Here is a 24667-nt window from a genome sequence, read left to right on the forward strand (position 1 = left end):
GAGGCGGGAGGCAGACGCCCCAGCGAATTTCGCCCGCCCCCGCCCACGGTGGTCCCTTCCCTACGGCACGACGACGATCTTCCGGCCCACTCCCGCAGCGAACTGCTCCAGCGCCTGCGGGTACCGCTCCAGCGGGATGCGGTCGCTGATGAAGACGTCCGGGTCGAGAACACCGCCCGCGAAGAGTTCCGCCGCCCGCTCGAAGCTGTGCAGCACCGCCATCGAACCCGTGATGGTGATCTCCTGGTTGTAGATGCGGTACGGGTCGATCGTCACGCGGGTCGCGTAGTCGGCCACGCCGAACTGCAGGAACGTGCCCGCCTTCGCCACCCGGTCCAGTCCGTCCTGGATCGCCGCCGCGTTGCCCGTGGCGTCGACGACCAGGTCCCAGCCCTGCGGACGGTCCAGTTCGTCGGCGGTCGCCGCCGACGCCGAGACGCCGAGGCGGCGGGCCGTCTCCAGCCGGGCCGGGTTCACGTCGACGACGTCCACGCTCGCCGCGCCCGTGCGCTTGGCCAGCTCCAGCATCATCAGGCCCATGGTGCCGGAGCCGTAGACCAGGACATGCGCGCCGAGGCGCGACCGGAGCACGTCGTAGCCGCGGACCGCGCACGAGAGCGGCTCCACGAGCGCCGCGTCGGCGGTGCGGACGTGCTCGGGGAGCTTCACGCAGTTCGCCACCGGGGCGACCGCGTACCGGGCCGCCCCTCCGGCCGTCGTCACGCCGATCGCCGCCCAGCGTTCGCAGAGGTTGTTGTGGCCGGTGCGGCAGTAGCGGCACTCGTAGCAGTAGAGGGACGGGTCGACGGCGACCCGGTCGCCCACCGCCACCTCCGTGACCTGCGTGCCGACCCCGACGACCTCGCCGGCGAACTCGTGCCCGGGCACGATCGGGAGCTGCGGGGCGAACTCGCCCTGGAGGATGTGCAGGTCCGTGCCGCACAGCCCGCAGGCGGCGACCTCGACGACGACCTCGCGCGGCCCTGGCGTCGGGTCCGGGACCTCGGCGACGACGGCCTTGCCCACGGACTCGATGACGGCGGCCTTCATTTCACGGCTCCCAACGACAGGCCCTGGACCAGCTTGTCCTGGGCGGCGAACCCCGCGGCGAGCACCGGCAGGGAGATGACGAGCGACGCGGCGCACACCTTCGCCAGGAACAGGCCCTGGCTGGTGATGAAGCCGGTCAGGAAGACGGGGGCGGTCTCGGCGACCACACCCGTGAGCACCCGGGCGAACAGCAGCTCGTTCCAGCTGAAGATGAAGCAGATCAGCGCCGTCGCGGCGATACCGGGGAGGGAGATCGGGGCGACCACGCGCGCGAGGATCGTGGGCAGCCGGGCCCCGTCCACCTTCGCCGCCTCGATCACCGCGACCGGGATCTCGGCGAGGAAGGACTGCATCATCCACACCGCGATCGGCAGGTTCATGGAGGTGTAGAGGACGACCAGCAGCCAGATGTTGTCGAGCATCCCGGCGTTCTTGGCGAACAGGTAGATCGGCAGCAGGCCCGCCACGGCCGGCAGCATCTTGGTGGAGAGGAAGAAGAACAGCACGTCCGTCCACTTGCGGACGCGGTTGATCGACAGCGCGTACGCCGCCGGGAAGGCCAGCAGCAGGACCAGCAGCGTCGAGGCCACGGACGCGACCGTGGAGTTGATCAGGGCCGGCCAGGGGCTCGCGCCGCCGCCCGCGCCGAAGAACTCGCGGTAGCCGTCCAGCGTGAGGGTGGCGGCGAAGGACGGCGGGTTGGTCGCCGCGTCGGACTCCGAGTGGAACGACGTCAGCGCCATCCAGGCGATGGGCAGGAAGAACACGATCCCGGCCAGCCAGGCCAGCAGGCCCATGCTGTTGCGGCGTACGACGCTCATGCGCGGGACACCTCCTCGCGGAACAGGGACGACACCACGCGCAGGGCGAAGGTCGCGATGACGATCGAGCCGATGACCACCAGCACGCCCGCGGCCGAGGCGAGGCCGTTCTCGTGAGCCTGGTAGAAGCTCTGGTAGACGGTGTAGGGGAGGTTGGCGGTGCCGAGGCCGCCGGACGTGATCGTGAAGACCGCGTCGAAGTTCTGGACGATGTAGATCGAGCCCAGCAGGGCGCCCAGTTCGAGGTAGCGGCGCAGGTGGGGGAGGGTCAGGTGGACGAAGACCTGCCAGTCGCTCGCGCCGTCCACCCGGGCCGCCTCGATCTGCTCGTGGTCGCGGCTCTGCAGGCCGGCGAGCAGGATCAGCATCATGAACGGCGTCCACTGCCAGACGAGCGACGCCTCGACCGCGAGCAGCGGGGTGCTGGAGATCCAGTCCGGCTGGGGCCCGCCCACATAGTGCAACAACCCATTGAACAGGCCGTATTCAGGGTTGTAGAGCACATGCTTCCAGAGCAGGGCCGCCGCGACCGGCACCACCAGGAACGGGGCGATCAGCAGCGTCCGCACGATGCCACGGCCGCGGAACCTCCGGTCCAGCAGCAGCGCCAGGGCGAGCCCCAGGACCAGGCTTGCCAGCACCACCGCCACCGTCAGCAGCACCGTCGTCCACACCGAGTGGCGCAGGTCGGGGTCGGTGAGGACCTCCTGGTAGTTGTCGACGCCGGTGAAGTGCCGGGCGTCGGGATAGAGGGAGTTCCAGTCGAAGAAGGAGATCACCAGTGTGGCCACGAAGGGCAGCTGGGTGACGACGATCATGAAGATCAGGGCGGGCAGCAGCGGGGCCCTGGTCGCCCAGGCGCGCAGCCGGGCGGAGGGGCGGCGGGCCGGGGCGGGTGTCCCGGGAGCGGCCACGGGGGCCGTTGTCGTGGCGGTCATCGTCCCTCGTACTCCTCGGAGATCTTCTCGGCGAGCGCCTGTGACTTCTTCAGGGCCGACTCGACGGACTGGCGTCCGGCGATGGCCGCGCTGATCTCCTGGGAGACCTTGGTGCCGAGGTCGGTGAACTCGGGGATGCCGACGAACTGGATGCCGGGGGCGGGCCGCGGCTGTACGCCGGGGTCGTTCGGCCGGGCCTTCTCGATGGCCTCCTTGGTCATCTCCTGGAAGGCGGCGGCCTCCTTGCGGTAGTCGGGGTTGGCGTACGTGGAGGCCCGCTTGCCGGCCGGGACGTTCGACCAGCCCACCTGGTCCCCGACCAGTTCCTCGTAGCCCTTGCCGGACGCCCAGGAGACGAACTTCCAGGCTTTGTCCGGGTTGCGGGAGGCCTTCTGGATGCCCCAGGCCCAGGTGTAGAGCCAGCCGGAGGACTCGGTCTTCTCGACGGGGGCGGGGGTGTAGCCGACCTTGCCCTTGACCGGGGAGCCGGCGGCCTCCAGGGAGCCGGCCGCGGAGGTGGCGTCGTACCACATGGCGACCTTGCCCTGGGTCATGTTGTTCAGGCACTCGGCGAACCCGGACTGGGCGGCTCCGGACTCGCCGTGCTCGCGCACCAGGTCGACGTAGAACCTCGTGGCCTTCTCGAAGGCGGGGGAGTCGAGTTGCGCCTTCCAGTCCTTGTCGAACCAGGTGCCGCCGAAGGTGTTGACGACCGTGGTGAGGGGGGCCATCACCTCGCCCCAGCCGGGCAGGCCGCGCAGGCAGATGCCCTTCATGCCGGGCTGGGCGCCGTCGGCCCGGGCCGCGAGGTCCGCCACCTGCTGCCAGGTGGGGTGCGCGGGCATCGTCAGGCCCTTCTTCTCGAACACGTCCTTGCGGTACATCAGGAACGACGACTCGCCGTAGAAGGGCTGGCCGTAGAGCTTGCCGTCGTCCGCGGTGAGGGACTGGCGCATCGGCTTCAGGACGTCCTGCTCGTCGTAGGCGGGGTCCTTGGCGAGATAGCCGTTCATCTCCCGCAGCCAGCCGTTGCGGGCGTAGATCGGTATCTCGTAGTTGGACAGCGTGGCGACGTCGTACTGGCCGGCCTGGTTGGCGAAGTCCTGGCTGATCTTGTCGCGGACGTCGTTCTCGGGCAGGACGGTGAAGTTGACCTTGATGCCCGTCTTCTCGGTGAAGTGGGCGCGGGTCAGCTTCTGCAGCTCGACCATCTGAGGGTTGTTGACCATCAGGACGTTGATGGCGTCGCCGCCGGATCCGGCCCCGCCCGCGCCGACCCAGCAGCCGGACAGCAGCGGGGCGAGCAGCGTCCCTGCGGCGGCCAGGGCGAGCGAGGCTCGCGGTGGCCGTCGTCGGCTCTGGGTTCGCATGGATCGCTCCTGGATGTATGGGGAGACAAGGGGCATCGCAGGGCGTGCGGGCGCCCTGGGGGAGGTGGGTGGACGTGCGATCAGACGCGGATGACCTGCGGTCCGAGCAGCGAGTAGCGGTGGGCCTCGGCGGCCGGCAGCAGGGTGCTCGTCACGATCGTCTCCAGCGTGCCGACCTCGGCGAACCGGCAGAAGCTGACCGCTCCGAACTTGGTGTGCACGCCCGCGAAGACCACGCGCCGGGCGGCCCGGATCGCCTGTGCCTTGACCTCGCTGACGGCCGGGTCGGGGGTGGTGAGGCCGTGTTCGCGGGAGATGCCGTTGGCGCCGATGAACGCCAGGTCGACGACGAAGCCGGACAGCATCTTGGTCGTCCAGTGGTCGACGGTGGCGAGGGTGCCGCGCCGCACTCGGCCGCCGAGCAGCAGTACGGAGACGTGCTCGGCCTCGGCGAGGGCGCCGGCGACCGGCAGGGACGCGGTGACCACGGTCAGCGGCCGGGTCCGGGGGAGCGCCTCGGCGATGAGCTGCGGGGTGTAGCCCTCGTCGACGAAGACGGTCTCGGCGTCGCCGAGCAGCTCGGCGGCGGCGGCCGCGACCCGGCGTTTCTCCGGGACGTGGCTCGTGGCGCGGAAGGCGAGCGTCGTCTCGAAGCCGGCGCTCTCCACGGGGTAGGCGCCGCCGTGGGTGCGGCGGAGCAGGCCGTGGTCCTCCAGGACGCGCAGGTCCCGCCGTACGGTCTCCTTGGCCACGCCCAGTTCGGTGGCGAGGGCGGTGACGTCGACCGAGCCGTCACGCCGTGCGGCCAGCACGATGTCGCGCTGCCGTTCTTCCGCGGTCCTGCTCATGGCCGTCACCCGCCTCCTGTCGTGCTGCCCGTTCGGGCCCTCGGTGGGCCTTGGGGGAAGTTCTACAGGGGGTGTTACGCGGTGGCCAGGTCTGTTGCGGGCGGGATCCTGCCCGGCTGTGCCCGTTCGGTCGGGCGGGTGTGCTCAGTGGCGGGGGGAGGCTGTGGGCGTCTGCGGGTGCGTTGTGGCTGGTCGCGCAGTTCCCCGCGCCCCTGAGGGCGCTTCCCCGCCGTCTCCGGGTCGTGCCCGGATGCCCGAGCGGGCGGGCCCGTTTGCTGCCCGCCCGCCCTGTTCGGCCTGTTCGGCCTCCGTCCGGTCAGTACGGCCAGACCGGCGGGTCCGTCACGAACTGGCCGCCCAGGTAGGCGTGGGCCTCGTTTCCGTCCTGCAGTTCGCCCTGTTCGGCGATGAGCTTCTCGGCGTACGGCTCGGAGTCGTCCTGCGGCTCGTAGCCGAGCGCCCGGGCGCTGGTGAGGTCCCACCACAGCCGGGTGTTGGCGGAGGAGCCGTGGACGACGGTGTGGCCGACGTGCTCGGCGGTCAGGGCCGCGTGGAAGAGGCGGGCGCCGTCGGCGGGGCTCATCCACACCGAGAGCATGCGCACGCTGGTCGGCTCGGGGAAGCAGGAGCCGATCCGCACCGAGACCGTCTCCAGGCCGTGCCTGTCCCAGTAGAGCTGCGCGAGGTCCTCGCCGAAGCACTTGGACAGGCCGTAGAAGGTGTCCGGGCGGCGCGGGGTGTCGATCGGGATGAGGGGGTCGTCGCCCTGGGGGCGCGGGGTGTAGCCGACGGCGTGGTTGGAGGAGGCGAAGACGATCCGGCCGACGCCCTCTTCGCGGGCGGCCTCGTACAGGTGGTAGGTGCCCTCGATGTTCGCCTTGAGGATCTTCTCGAAGGGGGCTTCCAGGGAGATGCCCGCGAGGTGGAGGATCGCGTCGACGCCCCGGACCGCCTCGCGCACGGCGTCCCGGTCGGCGAGGTCGGCGGTGATCGCGTCGGGCTCGCCCTCGATCGGGCGCAGGTCCAGCAGGCGCAGGTCGTAGCCGTAGGCCGGGAGCAGGTCCCGCATCAGGGTGCCGAGGCCGCCGGCGGCGCCGGTGAGCAGGACGGTGCGGGGAGCGGGCATCCTCGGATCTCCTTGATCGCCAACCGTGCTGATCGACAAACGTGCTGATCGCCCAGCGTGCACATGAGCGCACGGCATTCATATGCGTGGACACGCTAAGGAGGTGGGGCGGAGCCCGTCAAGTATGTCGCGGAGGGGGCGGATCCGCAGGTGCGTCACGGGTGTGCGCGCTTGACCGGCGGCGAGGCGGCGCCTTAGCGTGGAGTTGTTCAGAAATATAGACGTCAATCATGAATATGGAACCGGGAGAGCTTGTGACGCCAGCCCCTCTCGCCACACGACTCGACATCCCCAGCGGGCCGCTGTTCTTCCCGGTCACCGCCTACGGACCCGACGGCTCCGTGGACCTCGACACCTACCGCACGCACGTCCGGCGCGGGGTGGAGGCCGGAGCCGCCGCCGTGTTCGCCTGCTGCGGCACCGGCGAGTTCCACGCGCTGACGCCCGAGGAGTTCGAGGCCTGCGTCCGGGTCGCCGTCGAGGCCGCCGACGGGCGCGTGCCGGTCGTCGCGGGCGCCGGGTACGGCACCGCGCTCGCCGTGCGCTACGCCCGCCTCGCCGAGGCCGCCGGGGCCGACGGGCTGCTCGCCATGCCGCCCTACCTCGTCGTCGCCGGACAGGAGGGGCTGCTGCGGCACTACCGCGAAGTCGCCGCAGCGACCGCCCTGCCGGTCATCGTCTACCAGCGCGACAACGCCGTGTTCACCCCCGAGACGGTGGTCCGGCTCGCCCGCACGGACGGGATCATCGGCCTCAAGGACGGGCTCGGGGACCTCGACCTCATGCAGCGCGTCGTCAGCGCCGTCCGCTCCGAGGCCCCGGGCGACTTCCTCTACTTCAACGGCCTGCCGACCGCCGAGCAGACCCAGCTCGCCTACCGCGCCCTCGGCGTCACGCTCTACTCGTCCGCCGTGTTCTGCTTCGCGCCGGAGATCGCCCTCGCCTTCCACCAGGCCCTCAGGATCGGCGACGACGCCACCGTGGCGAAGCTGCTGGACGGCTTCTACCGCCCCTTCGTCGAACTGCGCGACCGCGGCCGCGGCTACGCGGTCGCGCTGGTCAAAGCAGGTGTACGGCTGCGCGGCCTCGACGTGGGGGAGGTGCGGCCACCACTGCACGAGCCGAGCGAGGATCATGTGAAGCAGCTCGCCGAAGTGATCGAGCGCGGCTACGCGTTGCTGGAGGAGACCAAGTGAAGGCGTCGACATTCGTCTACCCCTGGGATGTCAACGGGGACCCGGAGGCACCCGCCCGGATCGCCGCGCTCGGCGTGGAGCAGGTGACGCTCGCCGCGGCCTACCACTCCACGCGCGCCCTCACCCCCCGCCACCCCCGCCACCGCATCGTCACCGCCGAGCACGCCGCCGTGCTGTACCCGGCGGACGACCGCTGGGCCGGACGCGAGCTGCGCCCCTACGCGGCCGGCGCCTGGGCCCCCGGGGACGCCTTCGGTGAGGCCGCCACCGCCCTCGCCGGGGCGGGCCTCGAGGTGCACACCTGGGTCGTCCTCGCTCACAACTCCCGCCTGGGCGCCGAGCACCCGGACACCTCGGTCGTCAACGCCTACGGCGACCGCTATCCCTGGGCGCCGTGCATCGCGCAGCCCGCCACGCGCACCTACCTGACCGACCTGGCGGCCGAGGCGGCCGTCCGGCCCGGGGCGAGCGGCACCGAGCTGGAGTCCCTCGGCTGGTACGGGCTGGAGCATCTGCACGCCCACGACAAGACCGGCGGCGTCGGCCTCGGGGAGGCCGGGCAGTATCTGATGGCGCTGTGCTTCTGCCCGTCCTGCCGTGAGGGCTACGGCCGGCACGGCCTGGACGCCGACGAGCTGGCGGCCGCCGTACGGACCGCGCTGGAGCCGGTCTGGCAGGGGGCGCCCTCCGATGGGGGCTGGGCGGGCATCGAGAAGCTCCTCGGCGAGACGCTCGCCACCACCACGCGCGCGTACCGCGACGAGACCGCCCGCACCCTCCAGGAGCAGGCCGTCGCGGCGGTCAGGGCGGCGGCGCACGACGGCTTCCAGGTGCTCCTGCACGCGGATCCCGTGTCGTACCACGTCGGCGCCAACCCCGGGGTCGACCCGGCGCACATCCTGTCCGTGGCGGACGGTGTGGTCGTGCCGTGCGCGGGCGGCACCGGCACGCTGACGCCCTTCGCGCGCCAGGACCGCGAGGGGGCCGTCGTCGCCGCCAACTTCCCCGTCGTCTCGGGGATGGGCGGCAGCCCCGGCACCCTCGCCGCCGACGCCGCCGAGGCACGCCGGCTGGGCGCCACCGAATTGCGGCTGTACCACGCCGGGCTGGCGTCCGACGACGACCTGGCGGCCGTTGCGCGGGCACTGCGCACCCTGGAGGGATGAGGCGCCGGACTCGGAAAACGGCCGGGACGGCGGCGGCCCGCTCAGCGCGCCCTGGAGGGATGAGGCGCCGGACTCGGAAACGGCCGGGACGGCGGCCCGCTCAGCGCGCCCTGGAGGGATGAGGCGCCGGGCTCGGAAACGGCCGGGACGGCGGCCCGCTCAGCGCGCCCTGGAGGGATGAGGCGCCGGGCTCGGAAACGGCCGGGACGGCGGCGGCCCGCTCAGCGCGCCCGCTCGACGCGCCGCTCGTCCCACACCGGCTCGGAGGTTTCGCGCACCCGGCCGTCGGAACCGAACACCAGGTAACGGTCGAAGGACCGGGCGAACCAGCGGTCGTGCGTGACCGCCAGGACCGTCCCCTCGTAAGCCTCCAGCGCCGTCTGGAGGGCCTCGGCGCTCTCCAGATCGAGGTTGTCCGTCGGCTCGTCCAGCAGCAGCGCGGTGGACCCGGCGAGTTCGAGAAGCAGGATCTGCAAGCGCGCCTGCTGGCCTCCCGACAGGCGCTCGAAGCGCTGTTCGGCCTGCTGGGCCAGCCCGTACCGGCGCAGCACCGGCATGGCCCGCCGCGGTCCTGGGAGTGCTCACGCCACAGGATGTCCAGCAGTGTCTGTCCCAGCAGCTCGGGATGGGCGTGGGTCTGTGCGAAGTGGCCCGGGACGACCCGCGCGCCCAGTTTCCATTGCCCGGAGTGTGCCACCTCCTCACCCGCCAGCAGCCTCAGGAAGTGCGACTTCCCGGAGCCGTTGGAACCGAGGACCGCGACGCGCTCGCCGAAGAAGATCTCCAGGCCGAAGGGTTTCATCAGCCCGCTCAGCCCGAGGTCCGTGCAGGTGATCGCGCGCACCCCGGTGCGTCCGCCGCGCAGTCGCATCCGGATGTCCTGTTCCCGGGGCGGCTCGGGCGGCGGCCCGGCCTCCTCGAACTTGCGCAGCCGGGTCTGCGCGGCGGCGTACCGGGAGGCCATGTCATGACTCACCGACGCGGCCTGCTGAAGGGTGACCACCAGCTTCTTCAGCTGGGCGTGTTTCTCCGACCAGCGCCTGCGGAGCTCCTCGAAGCGGGCGAACCGCTCCCGGCGTGCCTCGTGGTAGGTGGCGAAGCCGCTGCCGTGCACCCACACGTCGGCGCCGCCCGCGGCCGGCTCCACGCTGACGATCTTCTCCGCGGCACGGGCGAGCAGTTCGCGGTCGTGGGAGATGAACAGCACGGTCTTGCGGGTCTGCCGGATCTGCTCCTCGAGCCACTGCTTGCCGGGCACGTCGAGGTAGTTGTCCGGCTCGTCGAGGAGCAGCACCTCGTCGTGCCCGCGGAAGAGGGCTTCCAGCACGAGCCGCTTCTGCTCCCCTCCCGAGAGGGTGCGTACCCGGCGCCACTGGGCCTTCTCGTACGGGACGCCGAGCGCGGCGGTGGTGCACATGTCCCACACCGTCTCCGCCTCGTAGCCCTGGACCTCGGCCCAGTCGGAGAGCGCCTGCGCGTACCGCATCTGCGCCGCCTCGTCGTCCGTCGTCATGATCGCGTGCTCGGCCTCGTCGACCGACTTCGCGGCCGCACGGATCCGCGGCGGCGCCACGGAGACCAGGAGGTCGCGCACGGTCGTCTCGTCCCGCACGCTTCCGACGAACTGCGGCATGACACCTAGCCCACCGCTGACCGTCAACGTGCCGCCGTGCGGGGCGAGTTCACCGGCGATCAGACGCAACAGCGTTGTTTTTCCGGCTCCGTTGGGGCCGACCAGCGCCATGGCCGAGCCCTCAGCGACCCGAAAGGACACGTCGCCGAGCAGAGCCCGTCCGTCCGGCAGGTAGTACTCGATATGTGAAACTTCCAGGTGCCCCATGGGCAGGCATTCTCACTGTCATTCCCCACTCATGGCAACTTCAACCGGGCCACTGCCCGTGCCGTCCGTTTCTGGTCACGGCCGGTGGGAGAATCGGCCATTCCGCTGCGACGATATTCACTGTCACAGACAGCGAATCCGGTCCTCGTCTAAGTTTCTTCGCACCGGGGTCTAGTTCTGACCCGGCGTCCAGTGACATTCGTGCCACGAGAAATGGGGAACCCATGGAGAAGACGCGGAAGGTCGAAAGCGCCAAGAATGCCGAACTGACCCCGAAGCCGGTGCAGGAGCAGGACCGGGTGAGCGCGCGGGAGAGCATCGAGCTGCGCATCACCGACCTGAGCAGCCCGGCGATGGTGGCGGGTCTCGCCCGCCGCTGCTGATCTCACCACCGGCCATCCGCCGCGGGGGGTTCCACTTCCCCGCGGCGGGTGCGCGGAGGTTGTCCGGTACTCGGTTCGGCTACTCGAGGAGCGTCGCGCATGGCACCCCTTTCGCCCACACCCCTGCGTGTGCTGGACGGTTCTGCCGTCACCACGCTGGAGGACCTCGACGGGCCGGTGGTCATCCGCGGCCTCCAGGACGAATGGCCGGCGCGAGAACTCTGGACCGTGCAACATTTTCGCGACCAGTACGGCGGACTCCGGGTCCCGGTGCGTGAATACCCGGCGGGCTCCGAATACGACTATACGATTGCCGACGGTGGGCTCGCCGAATTCCTGGAATACTGGGAGAAAAGCCCGGCGGACGGCTCCCTCGCCCGGGACCGGCGGTATCTCGCCGAATGGAATTTCGTTCGAGACTGCCCCGAACTCCTCGACGACTTCAGCGTTCCCGCCCTCTTCTCCGAGGACTGGATCGACCGGCTCCCGGAACAGGTTCGCTTCGGAAGAATGTGGATCTTCTTCGGTGAGCCCGGCTGCTCGACCGGACTGCACTGCGACACGTTCTCCACCAGTGCCTGGCTGGCCGTCCTCGACGGCAGCAAGGAACTGCGACTGGTGACCCCTGAGACGGGCAGGGCACTGCGGGCCGACGACAGCCTGTGGTCCGAGCGCACCCACGACGAGGTGCTGCGGAAATCCGCCGACCCCTTGTACGAGGTGACCCTGCGGGCCGGCGACACCCTCTACATTCCCGGCGACTGGTACCACGAGGTCCGCAACCCCGAACGCAACCTCATGCTCACCGCCAACTTCGTCGAGGAGCGCAAACTCCTGTCGTTCCTCGCGCAGTTCGAGACCCGTCTCGCCGAGCCGCTCTCCATCCTCCGGCAGGCGCGCAACGCCCGCATCCGCGGGTGGGCCGGCGGCGCCGGGCGGCACGACGAACTGGCGCGGCCGGAGTTCCGCGCCCGGCAGCTGGACTGGGTGCGCGGCATGACCAGCGAACTGCGCGAGTACGAGCGGGCCCTGCTGGACTGGGACGCCACGGACACCGGTGCGACGGAGGCGCCGAGCGGTGCCGGCTGAACTCGCCGCGTGCGTCACGGCGTTCGACTCCATGCCGGGCACGCTGGACCAGCCCGGCTGGTGCGACCACAGCGGGCTGCAACTCGCCGCCCTGACCACGCGTCCGCTCGTCGCCCCCGGGGCCCGCGGGCCCGAGCCGACGGGAGCCAGGTCGGTCGACAGTTCCGCCGACGGCCGCCGGCACGACTTCGCCCTCCGCCCCGGCGCCCGCTGGGCCGACGGGAGCCCGGTGACGGCCGACGACTACGCGCGGGCCCTGGACCAGGCGGCCGCCTCGGCCACCGTCACCGGCTACTGGCTGCGCCACGTCGAGCAGGTCAGCAGCCGGGGAGACCGTCTGCGCGTGCGGCTCGGGCAACCCGACCACGGCTTCCCCCTGCTGACCTCCCTCCCCGCACTCGCCCCCTACCGGACGCGTACCGACGGAGTCGGCCGGTACCGGATCGTGCGCACCGCGCCGCGCACGATCGTCCTCGACCGGACCCCGCACACCCCCGGCGGGCCTTCCCGCGTGGTGCTGCGCCGGGTCAAGAGTCCTGAACGCAACCTCGAGGGATTCGCGGCCGGGCGCCTCGACGTCACCTCCGACACCGCCTTCCCGCTGCACCGGGTCGCCGAGTTCGCCGGTCACCCGTCCCTGCGGGTGCGCCGGACCGGCATCGTCGTGGCGCTGTGTTTCGAGGGCGAACTGCTGCGACCGGAGGCCGAGCAGTACCGCCACACCATCCGCGACGCGCTCGCCGCCCCCGGTACCGCCGCCCTGCTGCCCGCCCCGCTGCTCCCCCAGCACGGTTTCCTGCCCGTACGGGACTTCGACCGAGCCTTCCGCGACGCCGCGCGGGGCACGGCCCCCACTCCCTTGCACTCGCCGAGGACCCCGGCCCGCGCCCACTACCGGCTCGCCTACGACACGTACTACCCGAACCGCGAACTCGCCCGCGCCGCCGCCCAGATGCTCGCGGCCGCAGGCATCCGGGCCGACCTCGTACCCGACCGTTACGAGAGCCGTTCCCGCACCGCCGACCTGCGGCTCAATCTCTTCCGGGGCCTGCGCTCCGACCCGCTCGGGGTGTACCGGGGTCTGGTCTTCCTGGAAGCGCTGCGAACCCATGACGCGCTCGAGTCCTACCTGAAGGTGCTGCAGGCCTACGACAGCGCCCCGCAGACGCCCGCCTCCCTGGACGCGACCGTGGCGGAACTGGACGGCATCCTCGCGCGCCACAGCCTCTGCGTCCCCCTGGCCGAAGTCCCGGGCATCTTCCTCGCCCGCCAGCCGAAGGCCCCCTGGGAGTGGTCATGACGAACCAGCCTGTGACCGGCGGACCGACGGCCGCCGGAGCCGAGGCCGGCCGAGCGGCGGCCCGCGCACCGCAGGACACCACGCAGCCGGCGCTGCGCCTGCGGTTTCCCGCCGGTGTCATGCTGCGCGCGGGCACGACCCTCGCCACCGGCGACACCGGGGAGCTCCTCGTGATCGGCGAGCGGGGCTTCAGCGTCGAAGGGGCCGACCGCGCGCTGCGCGAGTGGGCCGGACACCTCGCCGAAGGGCTGCGCTGGCCCGCCTCCGGCACGGTGCTCACCCCCGGGCAGGAAGCACTGCTGGCGGCGTTCGCCGCCCGCGACCTGCTCGTGCCGCTCCCGCGTACCGACACCACCGACGCGCACACCAAGCAGCGCCATTGGCTCGCGCACACCGGTACGGACCCCGACACGGCCCAGGAACGCATAGGCCGGCACCAGGCCGTCGTCGTGGGCTGCGGCGGCACCGGGGCGATCGTCGCCACCCACCTGTGCGCCATGGGAGTGCGCAGGCTGCTGCTGGTCGATCACGACGTGGTCGAAGTGACCAACTTCAACCGGCAGTTCACCTACCGGCAGGCCGACCTCGGCCGGCCCAAGACGGAGGCCCTGCGGGACTTCCTGCTGGAACGTCACCCGCAGGCGCGGATCGCCACCGCCGCGGTCTTCGCCGACGAGGACACGATCCCCGGCCTCGCCCCGTCCGGCCCCGGCGAGTGGACCCTGTTCTGCTGCGCGGACCGGCCGGTCGGCACCCTCGCCGCACTCCTGGCCGCGTTCGCCCGTGACCGGGGCGGATCGGTGCTCTTCGCGGCGGCGGGGCTCCACGAGGCCGCCGTGGGACCGCTGCTGAGGCCGGACGACACCACCGCCCACCGTGCCTTCGCCCAGGAGATGGAAGCCGTGGCCGCCGTGGCCCGGAGCGCGATCGCCGATCCGGTCATGAGCGCCTCGGTCGCCCCCGTGAACACCGTGACCGCGGCCTGGATGGCCGGTGAGTGGCTGAACGGCGTGATCCTGGAACGCCCCACGCGCTCCCTGAACGCCCGGTTCGTCGTGGACCTGGGGAACTCGTCGACGTATGAGGAGAGAACGTGGCGTTGAACAGCTCCCCGGCCGCGCGGGCCCTGACCTTGGAGGTCCGGCACCGGCGGGAGGACGGCCCGCTGTCGGAACGGGCGTGGCAGCTGCGTGAGGTCTTCGGAGTGGAGACCGCCGAGGAGACGGTGGCCCTCCAGCCGGTCACCGTCACGCCCCGCGGCATCACCCTGATCACCGGGTTCAGCGGCACCGGAAAGTCCAGCCTGCTGCGCGAACTGTGCCGCCGCACCGACGTGCGCACCGTCGCGGACCTGCCGCCGATCGGCCCCACGGACCGGGTCGTCGACCTCTTCGACAGCGACGTCGAGGACACCGTCTCCTGGCTCGGCAGGTTCGGCCTCGGCGAACCCCGGCTGATGATGTCCCGCCCGGAACACCTCTCCGACGGACAGCACCACCGGCTCACCCTGGCCCGCCTCGCCCACGGCGGACGCGGACTCATCGCGGTCGACGAGTTCTGCTCCAACCTCGACCGCACCACGGCCAAGGTCATCGCCCACAACTTCCAGCGGGCCTGCCGCTCCCTGGACATCGCCGCCGTCGTCGCCACCGCCCACGAGGATCTGCACGACTTCCTCTGCCCGGACGACCACATCCGCCTCGACTTCGACGGCACGATCGGCCGGACCACCGGCGCCCACCAGCCGGGCGAGCGCGTCGAGCGGTGGATCGAGGAGGAGTTCACCGAGAGCGCGGGGGACCGGGCCGACTACGAACGGCTGGCCGGCTACCACTACCGCGCCGAGGACGAGCGGTGGATCGACTGGGAGAACCTGGTCACCGAGGTGCGCACCGTCCGCGTCCGCGGACTGCTCGTCGCCGTCAAGGTGTTCTGCCGCCCCTTCCCCCGCGAGTTCGAGGCACTGCCCACGCTGCGCCGGATCAACGAGTCCGTCCTGTGTCAGGAGCGCGTCATCGTGCACCCCGCCTTCCGCGGGCTCTCCCTGAACGGGCGCATGTGGCCGGGCACGGAACCCGGCTCCGTACCGCGACAGCGCGTGCTCTTCGCGCAGTCGGCACTGGGCCGCCTCTTCCCCTTCCACCTCCGGGCCGGCTACCGACGGGTCGGGCACCCCTCGGAGACACCGGCCCAGGAGCAGCTCGACCTCGCCGAGGTGCTACGTCGTCACGATCCCGGCATCAACCCGAACTCCACGAAGGCCATCGCGGCCCTGCTGCGCGCCGCACCGGCCGACGCGCTGGCGGAGATCCGGGCCACGGCCGGAGCGGCCTTCGACCTCGCCACCCGGCGGCAGATCGTCTTCCTGGCGGGCCTGGCCGGCGCCGACGTACGGCAGGAGGACCTCGCGTTCGTGAGCCGGGCCTCCGCCGAAGCGGCGCGTGCAGCGGATCCGGACTCCCTGGCGGTGATGGTCGAAACGGCAACCCCTTACCGGATGGCGGGCTTCGTCCGCGAATGGGCCCCCGAGCACGGATGGCGCGTGGCAGCACATGGCAGCAGCGATGATCACACCGGCACCCTCGCGGTCGCACACCACTGACCCGGGCGGCGGTGCGCCCGGCGGCCACCCGGACCTGGTGGTCCTCGGCGAGCGACTGAGGGAGACGCAGGACAGGGCCGGGGTGCGGGTCGACTTCTTCGTCGAACGGGTGCGTGGCAGCGAGTGTTTCGTCCCCGACGGCGCGACCGCCACCGGGGAGCCCTACGAGCAGGCCGGCTTCGCCGTGCGGGTCCGGCATCGCGACGGCGAGGGGTACGTCGGCCTCAACAGCCTGTCCGGCGAAGCGTTCCGGCTCGGCCTGCGCGCCGCCGCCGACCGAGCCGGAGCCACGGGGTTCGGCACCGACGACCTGGCGGCCACGGTGCTGCGGGCCGCCCGCCATCTGGAGTCGCAGGGTTCCGGGACCGCCGGCGCGCCGTCGGCGGAGCTGCTGCGTGCCGCCCGCTCGGCGGCCGTGCGCGCCGCACCCGGCACCGACTCGGTGTCCGTCTCGTACTCCGGGGCCGACCGGGCGTTCCTCCGGCTCGGGCCCGGGCTCGCACACCTGGAGACGGCGCAGCGACGGCACCTGGTGTCCTGCCGTGCCGTCATCGACGGCGCGGGCGGCCCGGTGGTCGGATACCGCAAGGCCGGGGTCCGCGACCTCGGCGTCTGGGACTCCGGTCTGGACATCGTCCGGGTCGGGCGGGACGCGGGCCGTGCCGCCGCCGCCAAGACGACGGGCCGGCCGGTCGCCGAGCGGAACGTCACGCTCGTCATCGCCGCCGGAGCCAGCGGCGTACTCGTCCACGAACTCCTCGGGCACCCGCTGGAGGGCGATGTCGCCGCCCGCCGGCTGGCCGGGGTGGCCTGGCACGAGGGCGACCGGATCGGCCCGGCCGGGCTGCACCTGACCGACGACCCGGGGCTTGCCGGCGGCTGGGGCGGCTTCACCCACGACGACGAAGGCACCCCCGCCCGGCCGCAGCACCTGGTCCGGGAGGGCACGGTGACGGCCTTCCTCGACGCCGCCGGACGCCGGCGCAGGCAGTCCTTCCGGCACCCGCCTGCGACCCGCATGAGCAATGTGTACCTCGCACCGGGCCCGGACGACCCGGCCGCGCTGACGGCGTCCGTCGACCACGGCTTCCACGTCGCCCGGCTGGGCGGCGGACGCGTGCACGCGGACGGCACGTTCGCGTTCGGCGCGGTGGACGTCCGCCGTATCCGGCGCGGTGTGGTCGCCGAGCCGGTGTCCGACGCCGTCGTCACCGGACACGTGACGGCCGCTCTGGCCGCGATCCGCGGCCTCGGCGACGACTTCGCCATGGGGAGCCCGGCCGCCTGCGTCAAGTACGGCCAGGAGGTCCCCGTGGGAGACGGCGGACCCACGCTGCTCGTGACCGGCGTCGACATCGAGCCCGCCGGGCCCGAGTCCTGACGACCCCGCACGGCTGCGGCCGTCGAACGCCCACCCACCGCACCACCCAGTCGAGGAGACGACCAGGCACATGACCACGCCAGACATAGCCATCGTGGGCAACGGGGTCCTCGCCCTTTCCACCGCCCTCGAACTGACGCGCAGGGACGCCTCCCTCTCGGTCACCGTCATCGGGCCGCGGGACCGGGAGGGCGCGGCCACCCCGGCATCCGGCGCGATGCTCAACTGCTTCGCCGAGATCACCAAGTACACGCTGGCCTCCGATGCCTCGCGGGCCAAGTTCGAGATGTGCCGGGACTCCCTGGCACTATGGCCCGGCTGGCTCGACCTGGTCTGCGAGGTGTCGGGACACGACCGGCCGCACACCGTTTCCGGCACCGTCGTCATCGAGAACGCGGTCTCCGGTGACCTGGACTCCGAGAACTTCGACGCGATGCTGGACGCGGCCGCCAAGTACGGGGAGACGCACGAACTCATCAGCCCGCGCGGCATCGCGGGCCTGGACCCCACACCGACCGCCCGGCCCCTGAGGGCCCTGTTCCTCCCCGCGGAGAACGCGGTCGACAGCGGTGCGGTGTACGAGGCGCTCCGGGCGGCCCTGGTCGCGCGGGGGGTGCGCTTCGTCGACCAGCCCGTCGGCGCGCTCACCCGTGAGGGCGACCGGGTCACCGGTGCGACCCTCGCGGACGGTTCACACGTCTCGGCGGGCACGATCATGGTGGCCGCCGGAGCGTTCACGACCCCCCTGCTCGACACCGTGCTGGGCCCGCACGACGTCCAGCCCGTGTTCTCCGGCACCGGCATCGCGACCGTGACCCACCGGCTCGGCGCCGAACAGTTCGGCCATGTCGTGCGCACCGTCAACCGGGCCGGTTCCTGCGGACTGCACGCCGTTCCGTTCCCGGGCGGACGTGACTACGTCGGTGCGACCAACGTGGTCTTCGCGACCCCGCGCACCCGCCCCTCGGCCGGCCTCAGCCACTTCCTCCTGCAGTGCGCCATCGACCAGTTGAACAACGACTTCGCCTTCGCGCAGATCGACGAGTGGCGTGTGGGCAACCGCCCGGTCACCCTCGACACCTTCCCCCTGCTCGGCCCGGGCCCCTTGGACGGGCTGCACATCGCGACGGGAACCTACCGGGACGGATTCCACAACAGCCCGCTGATCGCCCGGATCATGGCCGACGGCATACTCGGCGGCACCTCGCGCTACGACCACCCCTTCCGCCCCGACCGCCGCCCCATCAGCGTGTTCTCGGCGGCCGAGAGCGCGGGGGAGACGGCGTACCAGGGGGCGTGCACCGGGTTCGAGGCGTCCCTCGTCCTCCCCCGGCTGTGGCGGCACGACGCGGTCCCCGCGCTGTTCGCCGCCGGCGGCGTCCGCATGTACGAGGATCTCGGCTCGTCTCACGGACTGTCCCCCGATATCGTTCCGTTCCTGGTCGCGGGCGCGTTCAGCGAGGACGGCCCGGACCGGGACGCGTATCTGCGGGTGAAGTCACTGCTCGCCGATCGGGGGGCCTCATCGGGACTGGAGACGGTGCGTTGACGACGGATTCGGCCGAGCTCGCGCAGGACCACCCCAGGGAGCCGGGCGACCCCCCGTCGTCCCTGCACGTGGCGAAGAGCGTGTCGCGCCCCTTCTACCTGTACGCGGTGCTCGCGAACTCCCTCTTCCAGCGAGGGGTGTTCGTCCTCTATCTGGTCCACCAGGGTTTCTCCGCCGCCCAGATCGCCGTGCTCCAGACCCTCCTGTACATCGTCAGCGCGCTGGCCGAGGTACCGACCGGGTTCATCGCGGACCGGGTGGGCCGCAGGGCGAGCATCGTCATCGGGCAGGCGCTGATCGGTGCCTGCCTCATCGGCCAGGTGACGCTCTCGGGGTACGCCGCGTTCGTCGTGCTCTTCGCGCTGCAGGGCATCGGGATGGCCTGTGTCTCCGGCGCGGAGACCGCCCTGCTCTACGACCTCCTCAGGCGCCGCGGGGCCGAGACGCACTACGTGAAGGTCAAGTCCCGTTACGCCACGTTCGCGGCCACCACCATGGCCCTGGCCATCGCGCTGGGAGGCAGCCTGCAGCAGATCTCCTGGGAGCTCGTGTACCTAGCCTCGGCGTGCGCCCTGCTGCTGGCGGCGGCGGTGCTGCTGACCCGGGTCCCCGAGATCCGCGGACAGGACGCCGCGGATCTCGATGAAGCCGCCGAGCCGGTGGACGACGAGGCGGAACAAGCCGCCCCGGACCCCGCCGCTTCGTCCGCACGGCCGGACGCCCGACTGGGCAAGGGGGCCGTGATCCGCCGGCTGACCCCCCGGCTGGCGTCGCTGGTCGTGGTGTCCGCTCTGATGCACGCCACCACGACCCCGTATTTCATCTTCACCCAGGAGACACTCAGCCATCAAGGCGTCGCCACGACACTGGTCAGTGTCGTGATGTCGGCCGGCTACCTGATCGGCGGCTTCGCCCCGCTGCTGGCGGACCGGGCGGACAAGCGGCTGGGCGTGCACCTGCTCGTGCCGCTGACCCTGCTGGTGCTCGTCGCCGCACTCGGATTCACCAGTCTCGGCCTGGCCTGGCTCACGGTCGGTGTGTTCCTGCTCGCCGTCGGCGCCCCGGACATCACCGCGGTGGTCGTGGACAACGTCTTCAACGAGGGGGTCCCCTCCCGGTACCGGGCGAGTCTGCTGTCCATCATCACGTTCGTGGAGTCCCTGATGATCGGCTGCGGGTACCTCGCCCTGGGATGGCTGGTCGACCGGGCGGGGCCGAACCACGGCCTCGCCTGGTACGCGCTCGTCCCCGCCCTGGCCCTCGCGCTGAGTGTCCCGGCCCTGCGGAAGGGGACGTGGGTCAAGGGCGAGAAGACGGGCTGACACCCGCCGCAGCCGATGACCCGCCGACGGACGGCGACCGCAGCACGGCCGCCGTCATCAGCAGGACGACGCCCAGGGCCACCAGCACCGGCCGGTGGCCCACCAGCGTGACCAGGGCCGCCCCGGCGGCCAGTCCGACCACGTGCGGCGCGTACACCAGTGTGTGCGCGGTGGCCGTGACACGGCCCAGCAGCGCACCCGGCGTCTCGCGCTGCACGGACGTCAGCGCGGCGATCAGCACCGCGGGCAGCCCCATGCCGATCGCCGCGCCGCACACCAGCGCCACCGCATCCGACGGCACCGCCCGCAGGGCCACCGCGACGGCCAGCAGGACGATGCCGGACGCCGCGAAGCGCCGTGCGCCCAGGCGTCGCAGGGCGGCGCCGGACAGCAGGCCGACCGCGACGGAACCGGCGCCCTGCACGGCGTACAGCACACCGGCGTACGCGGGGGAGTGCCCGATGTCTTCGACGACGGCGTACACCATCGCCCCGTTCAGACCGGCGCACAGCATGGTCGCGCCGCCCGCCAGGACCAGGGGGCGCAGCACGGGGTGCGCCCACAGGTGCCGGACGCCCTCGGCGGTCCGCCGGCGGCGGCTTCCGGCGGGCGGCACGGGCTTGTCCTCCCGCACCCGCAGCATCGCGTACAGAGCCGTGGCCAGCACGAACGTCGCCGCGTCCAGGAGGGCGACGCTCGCGCCCCCGTATGCCGCGAAGAGGCCCGCGCCCGCCGGCGGAGCCACGAGCTTCATGCCCTCGGTGGCGGTCATGCGCAGGCCGTTGAAGTCGCCCAGCAGGGACGGTTCCACGGTGTTCGCGACGAGCGCCGACTCGGCCGCGTCGTGGACGACACCTGCCGCGCCGTACACGAACAGGACCGCGTACAGCAGCCACAGGTCGCCCGGGTCGTCGACGCTCACGAGGGTGAGCAGCAGGGCGCCCAGGAGCAGGTTCAGGCCGATCAGCAGGGGCCTGCGGCGGCCCCGGTCGGCGAACGTGCCCAGCAGCGGGCCGGCCAGGGTCGGCAGCCACATGGCGAGCATGCACAGCGCGGCCAGGCCGTCGGAGCCGGTCAGGTCCTTGACCCACACGCCGGACGCCAGCCACAGGGCGGAGGTGCCGAAGCCGGATACCACCACACCGAAGAGGCAGAGCCTTGCGTCGCGGTCGCGCAGAACGCGCACGAGGGGCCAGGTCGTCTTGGTCGTCATGCCTGGCCATCGTGGCGCTAAGGCCCTGCGGAGCGGATCGGGCAGGTTCCTCAGAGAAATCTCCGTCGGTGGGTCTGCCTCTGTCCGGAGGCCCACCCATGTCGGCCGTTCTTCCACGCCCGGACCGGACCGAGAACCGTGACCGCCGGTATCGATGGTGTGTGCTCAAGTGGCCCTCGAGGCTGAGGAGAAGCACCGGTGCGTCATATGCAAAAGTTGGGTCGTGACAGATTTCGGGGGCGGCAAGGAGACGCCGGTACGGCGTTCCCGACTTGCCGAGTACGCAGAGATGACCCAACGGCCCGAGTCACCCCGTCGGCAGCGTGTCGTGGGCAAGTCCGGGGCGGAGCCCACCGAGGAGGAAGTGGCCGCCCGGAGCCGCGAGTTCGCCGTGCTGCTGGAGGCGTTCCGGGACACGGCAGTGCTGGTGCCGCTGCGCGACGGCGGCTGGCTCACCGCCGACTTCGGCGGGATCCGCTGGATCCTGGCCTTCTCCGACGAGTCGGCGCTGTCCCGGTACGCACTCGCCCGGGACGAGGCCGACCGGGAGTGGACGTATCAGACCGTACTCGGGGCGCGGCTGCTGGACGTGGCGGTACCCGAGGCCGGCGCGCCGTGCGGCGTGGCTCTGGACGCGGCCGACGGTGCCGACCACGCGCTGCTTCTCCCCCCGGTGACCGGGATCGTGCCCGACGCGTTCGCAGTGGACCGTGTACAGCAAGGAGGGACGCCTCGATGACGGGGGGCGGCGGCAACGGCAAGGATCTGACGGCGACCGGTCTCGACGAGATAGCCAAGGGACTGACCGCGGCGCTGGGCGAGTTGAAAGAGCTCGGCATGGTCGGTGAGGCCGGCGCGGGCCGTGGCTTCGGCGACATCGCGCTGTCCGGACTGGAGTTGGGCGCGGAGGGCCTCACCGGCACCTTCGGCTCCTTCTGCGAGCGGTGGGAGTGGGGCGTCCGTTCGCTGGTCCAGGAGGGCAACCTGTTCGCGCTGAAGACGGGGCTCGCGGCCGGGACGTACTACGAGACCGATCAGTACGTCGAAGGAGCGATGAAGGTCGGCGTCAACTCGGTGATCGGCAATCCGCACGCTTCGGAGGACGAGGTCACCGGCAAGGACTGGGGTGAGGTCTGGTCGAACAACCCGGTCACCCAGGTCAGGGACGCCGACTACAGCAAGGAGTCCTTCGACCGGGCCTGGGAGACCAGCGCCCAGGGGTGGCGGGACGCGGGCCGGGACGTCATGACGTCCGAGAACCTGGTCGGCATGGGGATGGCGCCCGAGAGCATTCGCGAGCGGGCGGGGGTCTCGGAGGCCACGTGGGAGCGGGTGCTGGACGAGCAGTTCGGCCCCTCGCCGGAGGAGCGCGCCCGGATGCAGGGCGGCGGGGGTGAGGGCTGATGGGCGTCCTCGACGACATCGGCGGCGGCCTGGGCAGGCTGAAGGACGGCGTCAACCACGGACTGAACGTTCTCGAGGACGGTGTCGACGCCGGTAAGAAGGTGGTCGGCGAGGGCGTCGACTGGGGCACAGACCGGCTCGGTGACGGCCTTGACCGGGTCGGTCTGGAGGGTGCCGCGGACGCGGTGGAGGACTGGGGCGACGAGGTCGCGTCCGACCTCGGCGCCACACCGGGGGAGCAGCAGCTCGGCCAGACCGAGGAGGCCAACGAGCTGGTCCACGGCAACCCCGAGAAGATCCGGAGCAGTGCCAAGCACCTGCGGGACTTCTCCGCCGCCTTCGACAAGGTCGGTTCCGGGATGAAGAAGGTCGACTCCTCGGCCTGGCGCGGTGAAGCCGGGGACACCTTCCGTGAGAAGTTCGGCGTCCACCCCTCGAAGTGGCTCCGGGCCGCCGACGCATGCGAAACCGCCGCTACCGCGCTGGACGCGTACGCGGGCACGGTGAAGTGGGCGCAGCAGCAGGCGCAGGAGGCCATCGAGCTGTACGCACGGGGCAAGAGCGCGTCCGAGAAGGCCATCGGGGAGTACAACCAGAAGGTCGACGCCTACAACGCCAAGGTGCGGGCGGACCAGGACCCCGGCCCCACGCCCGGGCCGTTCCACGACCCCGGCAGGGAGACCATCCGGCAGGCCCGGGAGAAGCTGGCCCGGGCCCGCGCTCAGCGGAACACCGCCGCCGGTGACGCCGAGGCGGACATCAAGAAAGCGCTCGCCCACGCCCCGGCGGAGCCGCCGCCGCTGGACCGCCTGACCGGCAACGTGGTGGACGGTCTCGTGGCGACCGGCGTCGAGCTCAACCACGTCGTGGGCGGTGTCGTCAAAGGCACGGCGGGCCTGGTCGGTTTCGCCCGCGGCCTGAACCCGGTGGACCCCTACAACCTGACCCACCCGGCGGAGTACCTCCAGAACATCTCCCTGACGCTTTCCGGCCTGGTCTCGACCGCGGCCCACCCAGAGCGCGCGCTGAACGCCGCCGTGGACGGCTTCAAGAAGGACCCGTCCGAGTTCATCGGCCGCCTGGTACCCGAGCTCATCGGCACGAAGGGCGCGGGGCTGGCGCGGGGCGGTCTGCGGGCTGCGGTGAGGGAGGGAATGGAGACGGGAGCCGGAGCCGCGAAGGCCGTACCCAACGGTGCGAAGGTCGCGGACGAGGCCGCCGACGCGGCGCCCAAAAGTTGGAGCGACCTCGCACGGTCCACGGACCACGTCAAGGAAAAAGCCATCCATTACGACTCCGTGGACCCGCAGAAGGCCCAGGAGTTTCTGGACAGCGAATACCCGTGGTTGAAGGACGTCAACAACACCGATACTCCTGGCTATCGAGACAACTGCAGCCATAACGTCGTCTCCGTGGACCGCAGGCTGGACGGGGTCGAAGTGAGTGCGGCGCCCAAGCTGCAGCCGGATCACATTCCCCCGGAGCAACTCGGCCTCAAGGACAGGGCCAAGGGCCACTACGACATGGTCAAGAGCTACGATGACATCATCCGAGACCTCCAGGCGCGCGGAGAGGGTTCGAGAAGCGCCGTGTACGTGAGCCGACCCGACGGCAGCGCCCACGTGTTCAATGCCGTGAACACCAAGCACGGGGTCGTTTTCCTCGACGGGCAGTCAGGAACCCTCGGAATACTGGAGAAAAATGTGTCATCGATCGGACACATCCCTTACCGCGATGGGAGCCCCTAAGTGCTGAGTCGTGAGGAAGCCGTGGCAGCGGCCGCCGAATACCTGAAAACCAAGGCTTTCCCTGAGAAGCCCGATTCTGTAGTAATGCTGCCGGAAACAGCGATCCGGTTCCCTTACGGCTGGACCGTGCGCTTCGATTTCAAGGAACACATCGACACGGGCGACCCCACGCAGGCTCCGTTCACGTCGCTCATCGTGGTACCGCACGACGGCACCGCTCCGCACTTCTCCCCGACCTACCTTCCGGCAGATAAGTACATGGAACTCCGCGCGACGGGTGAATGGCCCCATGGTTGGCCGCCGAAGAGGGGGCACTGAGGG

The 24667-nt window shown here is 71.4% G+C and carries 21 protein-coding genes and 1 pseudogene; 14 read left to right on the forward strand and 8 right to left on the reverse strand.

The genetic code is table 11. From position 1 onward, the window contains the following. Positions 1-60: 60 nt before the first annotated feature. The 6 genes from ACFY5B_RS17080 to ACFY5B_RS17105 all read right to left on the reverse strand — a co-directional run bounded on the left by ACFY5B_RS17080 (position 61) and on the right by ACFY5B_RS17105 (position 6153). Entirely contained in the window at positions 61-1050 is a 990-nt protein-coding gene (locus ACFY5B_RS17080) for a zinc-dependent alcohol dehydrogenase family protein (protein WP_389969694.1), read from the reverse strand. After that, positions 1047-1871: a carbohydrate ABC transporter permease gene (locus ACFY5B_RS17085; RefSeq protein ID WP_389969696.1), complete on the reverse strand. Its 825-nt coding sequence runs from the start codon at positions 1869-1871 to the stop codon at positions 1047-1049. The genes ACFY5B_RS17080 and ACFY5B_RS17085 overlap by 4 nt, the downstream gene beginning before the upstream one ends. Then, positions 1868-2809 carry a carbohydrate ABC transporter permease gene (locus tag ACFY5B_RS17090; protein WP_389969698.1) on the reverse strand — a complete coding sequence of 314 codons (942 nt, stop codon included), beginning with the start codon at positions 2807-2809 and terminating at the stop codon, positions 1868-1870. The genes ACFY5B_RS17085 and ACFY5B_RS17090 overlap by 4 nt, the downstream gene beginning before the upstream one ends. Further along, complete coding sequence (locus ACFY5B_RS17095; protein WP_389969700.1) at positions 2806-4179, reverse strand: ABC transporter substrate-binding protein; 1374 nt, start codon at positions 4177-4179, stop codon at positions 2806-2808. The genes ACFY5B_RS17090 and ACFY5B_RS17095 overlap by 4 nt, the downstream gene beginning before the upstream one ends. An 80-nt stretch (positions 4180-4259) precedes the next feature. Further along, a complete protein-coding gene (locus tag ACFY5B_RS17100; RefSeq protein ID WP_389969702.1) occupies positions 4260-5027 on the reverse strand; it encodes a DeoR/GlpR family DNA-binding transcription regulator in 768 nt (255 codons plus the stop codon). Between the two features lie 316 nt (positions 5028-5343). Next, positions 5344-6153 (reverse strand): NAD-dependent epimerase/dehydratase family protein, encoded by an 810-nt coding sequence (locus tag ACFY5B_RS17105; RefSeq protein WP_389969704.1) that lies wholly within the window; start codon positions 6151-6153, stop codon positions 5344-5346. 254 nt (positions 6154-6407) lie between these two features. Between ACFY5B_RS17105 and ACFY5B_RS17110 the strand changes: the two genes are divergently transcribed. Continuing rightward, positions 6408-7349 carry a 5-dehydro-4-deoxyglucarate dehydratase gene (locus ACFY5B_RS17110; RefSeq protein ID WP_389969706.1) on the forward strand — a complete coding sequence of 314 codons (942 nt, stop codon included), beginning with the start codon at positions 6408-6410 and terminating at the stop codon, positions 7347-7349. Continuing rightward, positions 7346-8515 carry a hypothetical protein gene (locus tag ACFY5B_RS17115; protein WP_389969708.1) on the forward strand — a complete coding sequence of 390 codons (1170 nt, stop codon included), beginning with the start codon at positions 7346-7348 and terminating at the stop codon, positions 8513-8515. Before ACFY5B_RS17110 ends, ACFY5B_RS17115 begins: the two co-directional genes overlap by 4 nt. A 221-nt stretch (positions 8516-8736) precedes the next feature. On the opposite strand, the pseudogene ACFY5B_RS17120 reads toward ACFY5B_RS17115, so the two are convergent. Continuing rightward, positions 8737-10355 (reverse strand): annotated as a pseudogene (locus ACFY5B_RS17120) (ABC-F family ATP-binding cassette domain-containing protein). Positions 10356-10579: 224 nt separating this feature from the next. On the opposite strand from ACFY5B_RS17120, the gene ACFY5B_RS17125 reads away from it, so the two are divergent. The 8 genes from ACFY5B_RS17125 to ACFY5B_RS17160 all read left to right on the forward strand — a co-directional run bounded on the left by ACFY5B_RS17125 (position 10580) and on the right by ACFY5B_RS17160 (position 19981). Beyond that, positions 10580-10738 carry a hypothetical protein gene (locus ACFY5B_RS17125; RefSeq protein ID WP_351627773.1) on the forward strand — a complete coding sequence of 53 codons (159 nt, stop codon included), beginning with the start codon at positions 10580-10582 and terminating at the stop codon, positions 10736-10738. Positions 10739-10837: 99 nt separating this feature from the next. Next, entirely contained in the window at positions 10838-11827 is a 990-nt protein-coding gene (locus tag ACFY5B_RS17130) for a cupin-like domain-containing protein (protein WP_389969710.1), read from the forward strand. Then, on the forward strand, positions 11817-13127 hold the full coding sequence (locus ACFY5B_RS17135) for an ABC transporter substrate-binding protein (RefSeq protein WP_389969712.1): 1311 nt from the start codon (positions 11817-11819) through the stop codon (positions 13125-13127). Before ACFY5B_RS17130 ends, ACFY5B_RS17135 begins: the two co-directional genes overlap by 11 nt. Beyond that, a complete protein-coding gene (locus ACFY5B_RS17140) occupies positions 13124-14230 on the forward strand; it encodes a HesA/MoeB/ThiF family protein (RefSeq protein WP_389969714.1) in 1107 nt (368 codons plus the stop codon). Before ACFY5B_RS17135 ends, ACFY5B_RS17140 begins: the two co-directional genes overlap by 4 nt. Next, positions 14221-15729 (forward strand): hypothetical protein, encoded by a 1509-nt coding sequence (locus tag ACFY5B_RS17145; RefSeq protein WP_389969716.1) that lies wholly within the window; start codon positions 14221-14223, stop codon positions 15727-15729. Before ACFY5B_RS17140 ends, ACFY5B_RS17145 begins: the two co-directional genes overlap by 10 nt. Continuing rightward, complete coding sequence (locus ACFY5B_RS17150) at positions 15680-17110, forward strand: TldD/PmbA family protein (protein ID WP_389969718.1); 1431 nt, start codon at positions 15680-15682, stop codon at positions 17108-17110. The genes ACFY5B_RS17145 and ACFY5B_RS17150 overlap by 50 nt, the downstream gene beginning before the upstream one ends. Before the next feature lie 70 nt (positions 17111-17180). After that, the gene (locus ACFY5B_RS17155) at positions 17181-18659 is read left to right on the forward strand and encodes an NAD(P)/FAD-dependent oxidoreductase (protein WP_389969720.1); all 1479 of its coding nucleotides are present in this window, start codon (positions 17181-17183) and stop codon (positions 18657-18659) included. After that, entirely contained in the window at positions 18656-19981 is a 1326-nt protein-coding gene (locus tag ACFY5B_RS17160) for an MFS transporter (RefSeq protein WP_389969722.1), read from the forward strand. The genes ACFY5B_RS17155 and ACFY5B_RS17160 overlap by 4 nt, the downstream gene beginning before the upstream one ends. Here ACFY5B_RS17160 and ACFY5B_RS17165 read toward each other — a convergent pair. Continuing rightward, complete coding sequence (locus tag ACFY5B_RS17165; protein ID WP_389969724.1) at positions 19959-21194, reverse strand: MFS transporter; 1236 nt, start codon at positions 21192-21194, stop codon at positions 19959-19961. The genes ACFY5B_RS17160 and ACFY5B_RS17165 overlap by 23 nt on opposite strands. A 223-nt stretch (positions 21195-21417) precedes the next feature. Between ACFY5B_RS17165 and ACFY5B_RS17170 the strand changes: the two genes are divergently transcribed. The 4 genes from ACFY5B_RS17170 to ACFY5B_RS17185 are packed head-to-tail and all read left to right on the forward strand — an operon-like array spanning position 21418 to position 24664. Next, positions 21418-21933 (forward strand): hypothetical protein, encoded by a 516-nt coding sequence (locus ACFY5B_RS17170; RefSeq protein WP_389969726.1) that lies wholly within the window; start codon positions 21418-21420, stop codon positions 21931-21933. Then, positions 21930-22598 carry a hypothetical protein gene (locus tag ACFY5B_RS17175; protein ID WP_389969728.1) on the forward strand — a complete coding sequence of 223 codons (669 nt, stop codon included), beginning with the start codon at positions 21930-21932 and terminating at the stop codon, positions 22596-22598. Before ACFY5B_RS17170 ends, ACFY5B_RS17175 begins: the two co-directional genes overlap by 4 nt. Then, entirely contained in the window at positions 22598-24346 is a 1749-nt protein-coding gene (locus ACFY5B_RS17180) for a putative T7SS-secreted protein (protein WP_389969730.1), read from the forward strand. Before ACFY5B_RS17175 ends, ACFY5B_RS17180 begins: the two co-directional genes overlap by 1 nt. Then, complete coding sequence (locus tag ACFY5B_RS17185) at positions 24347-24664, forward strand: YrhB domain-containing protein (RefSeq protein ID WP_388245302.1); 318 nt, start codon at positions 24347-24349, stop codon at positions 24662-24664. The last annotated feature ends 3 nt before the right edge of the window (positions 24665-24667 follow it).

This window comes from Streptomyces sp. NPDC013187, from assembly GCF_042899705.1.
Classification (GTDB): Bacteria; Actinomycetota; Actinomycetes; order Streptomycetales; family Streptomycetaceae; genus Streptomyces; species Streptomyces hawaiiensis_A.

What these genes read in the sequence shown, in the direction of transcription:
- ACFY5B_RS17080 (WP_389969694.1), bottom strand. Translation starts at nt 1,050, where the DNA reads ATGAAGGCCGCCGTCATCGAGTCCGTGGGCAAGGCCGTCGTCGCCGAG.
- ACFY5B_RS17085 (WP_389969696.1), bottom strand. Translation starts at nt 1,871, where the DNA reads ATGAGCGTCGTACGCCGCAACAGCATGGGCCTGCTGGCCTGGCTGGCC.
- ACFY5B_RS17090 (WP_389969698.1), bottom strand. Translation starts at nt 2,809, where the DNA reads ATGACCGCCACGACAACGGCCCCCGTGGCCGCTCCCGGGACACCCGCC.
- ACFY5B_RS17095 (WP_389969700.1), bottom strand. Translation starts at nt 4,179, where the DNA reads ATGCGAACCCAGAGCCGACGACGGCCACCGCGAGCCTCGCTCGCCCTG.
- ACFY5B_RS17100 (WP_389969702.1), bottom strand. Translation starts at nt 5,027, where the DNA reads ATGAGCAGGACCGCGGAAGAACGGCAGCGCGACATCGTGCTGGCCGCA.
- ACFY5B_RS17105 (WP_389969704.1), bottom strand. Translation starts at nt 6,153, where the DNA reads ATGCCCGCTCCCCGCACCGTCCTGCTCACCGGCGCCGCCGGCGGCCTC.
- ACFY5B_RS17125 (WP_351627773.1), top strand. Translation starts at nt 10,580, where the DNA reads ATGGAGAAGACGCGGAAGGTCGAAAGCGCCAAGAATGCCGAACTGACC.
- ACFY5B_RS17130 (WP_389969710.1), top strand. Translation starts at nt 10,838, where the DNA reads ATGGCACCCCTTTCGCCCACACCCCTGCGTGTGCTGGACGGTTCTGCC.
- ACFY5B_RS17140 (WP_389969714.1), top strand. Translation starts at nt 13,124, where the DNA reads ATGACGAACCAGCCTGTGACCGGCGGACCGACGGCCGCCGGAGCCGAG.
- ACFY5B_RS17150 (WP_389969718.1), top strand. Translation starts at nt 15,680, where the DNA reads ATGGCAGCAGCGATGATCACACCGGCACCCTCGCGGTCGCACACCACT.
- ACFY5B_RS17155 (WP_389969720.1), top strand. Translation starts at nt 17,181, where the DNA reads ATGACCACGCCAGACATAGCCATCGTGGGCAACGGGGTCCTCGCCCTT.
- ACFY5B_RS17165 (WP_389969724.1), bottom strand. Translation starts at nt 21,194, where the DNA reads ATGACGACCAAGACGACCTGGCCCCTCGTGCGCGTTCTGCGCGACCGC.
- ACFY5B_RS17175 (WP_389969728.1), top strand. Translation starts at nt 21,930, where the DNA reads ATGACGGGGGGCGGCGGCAACGGCAAGGATCTGACGGCGACCGGTCTC.
- ACFY5B_RS17180 (WP_389969730.1), top strand. Translation starts at nt 22,598, where the DNA reads ATGGGCGTCCTCGACGACATCGGCGGCGGCCTGGGCAGGCTGAAGGAC.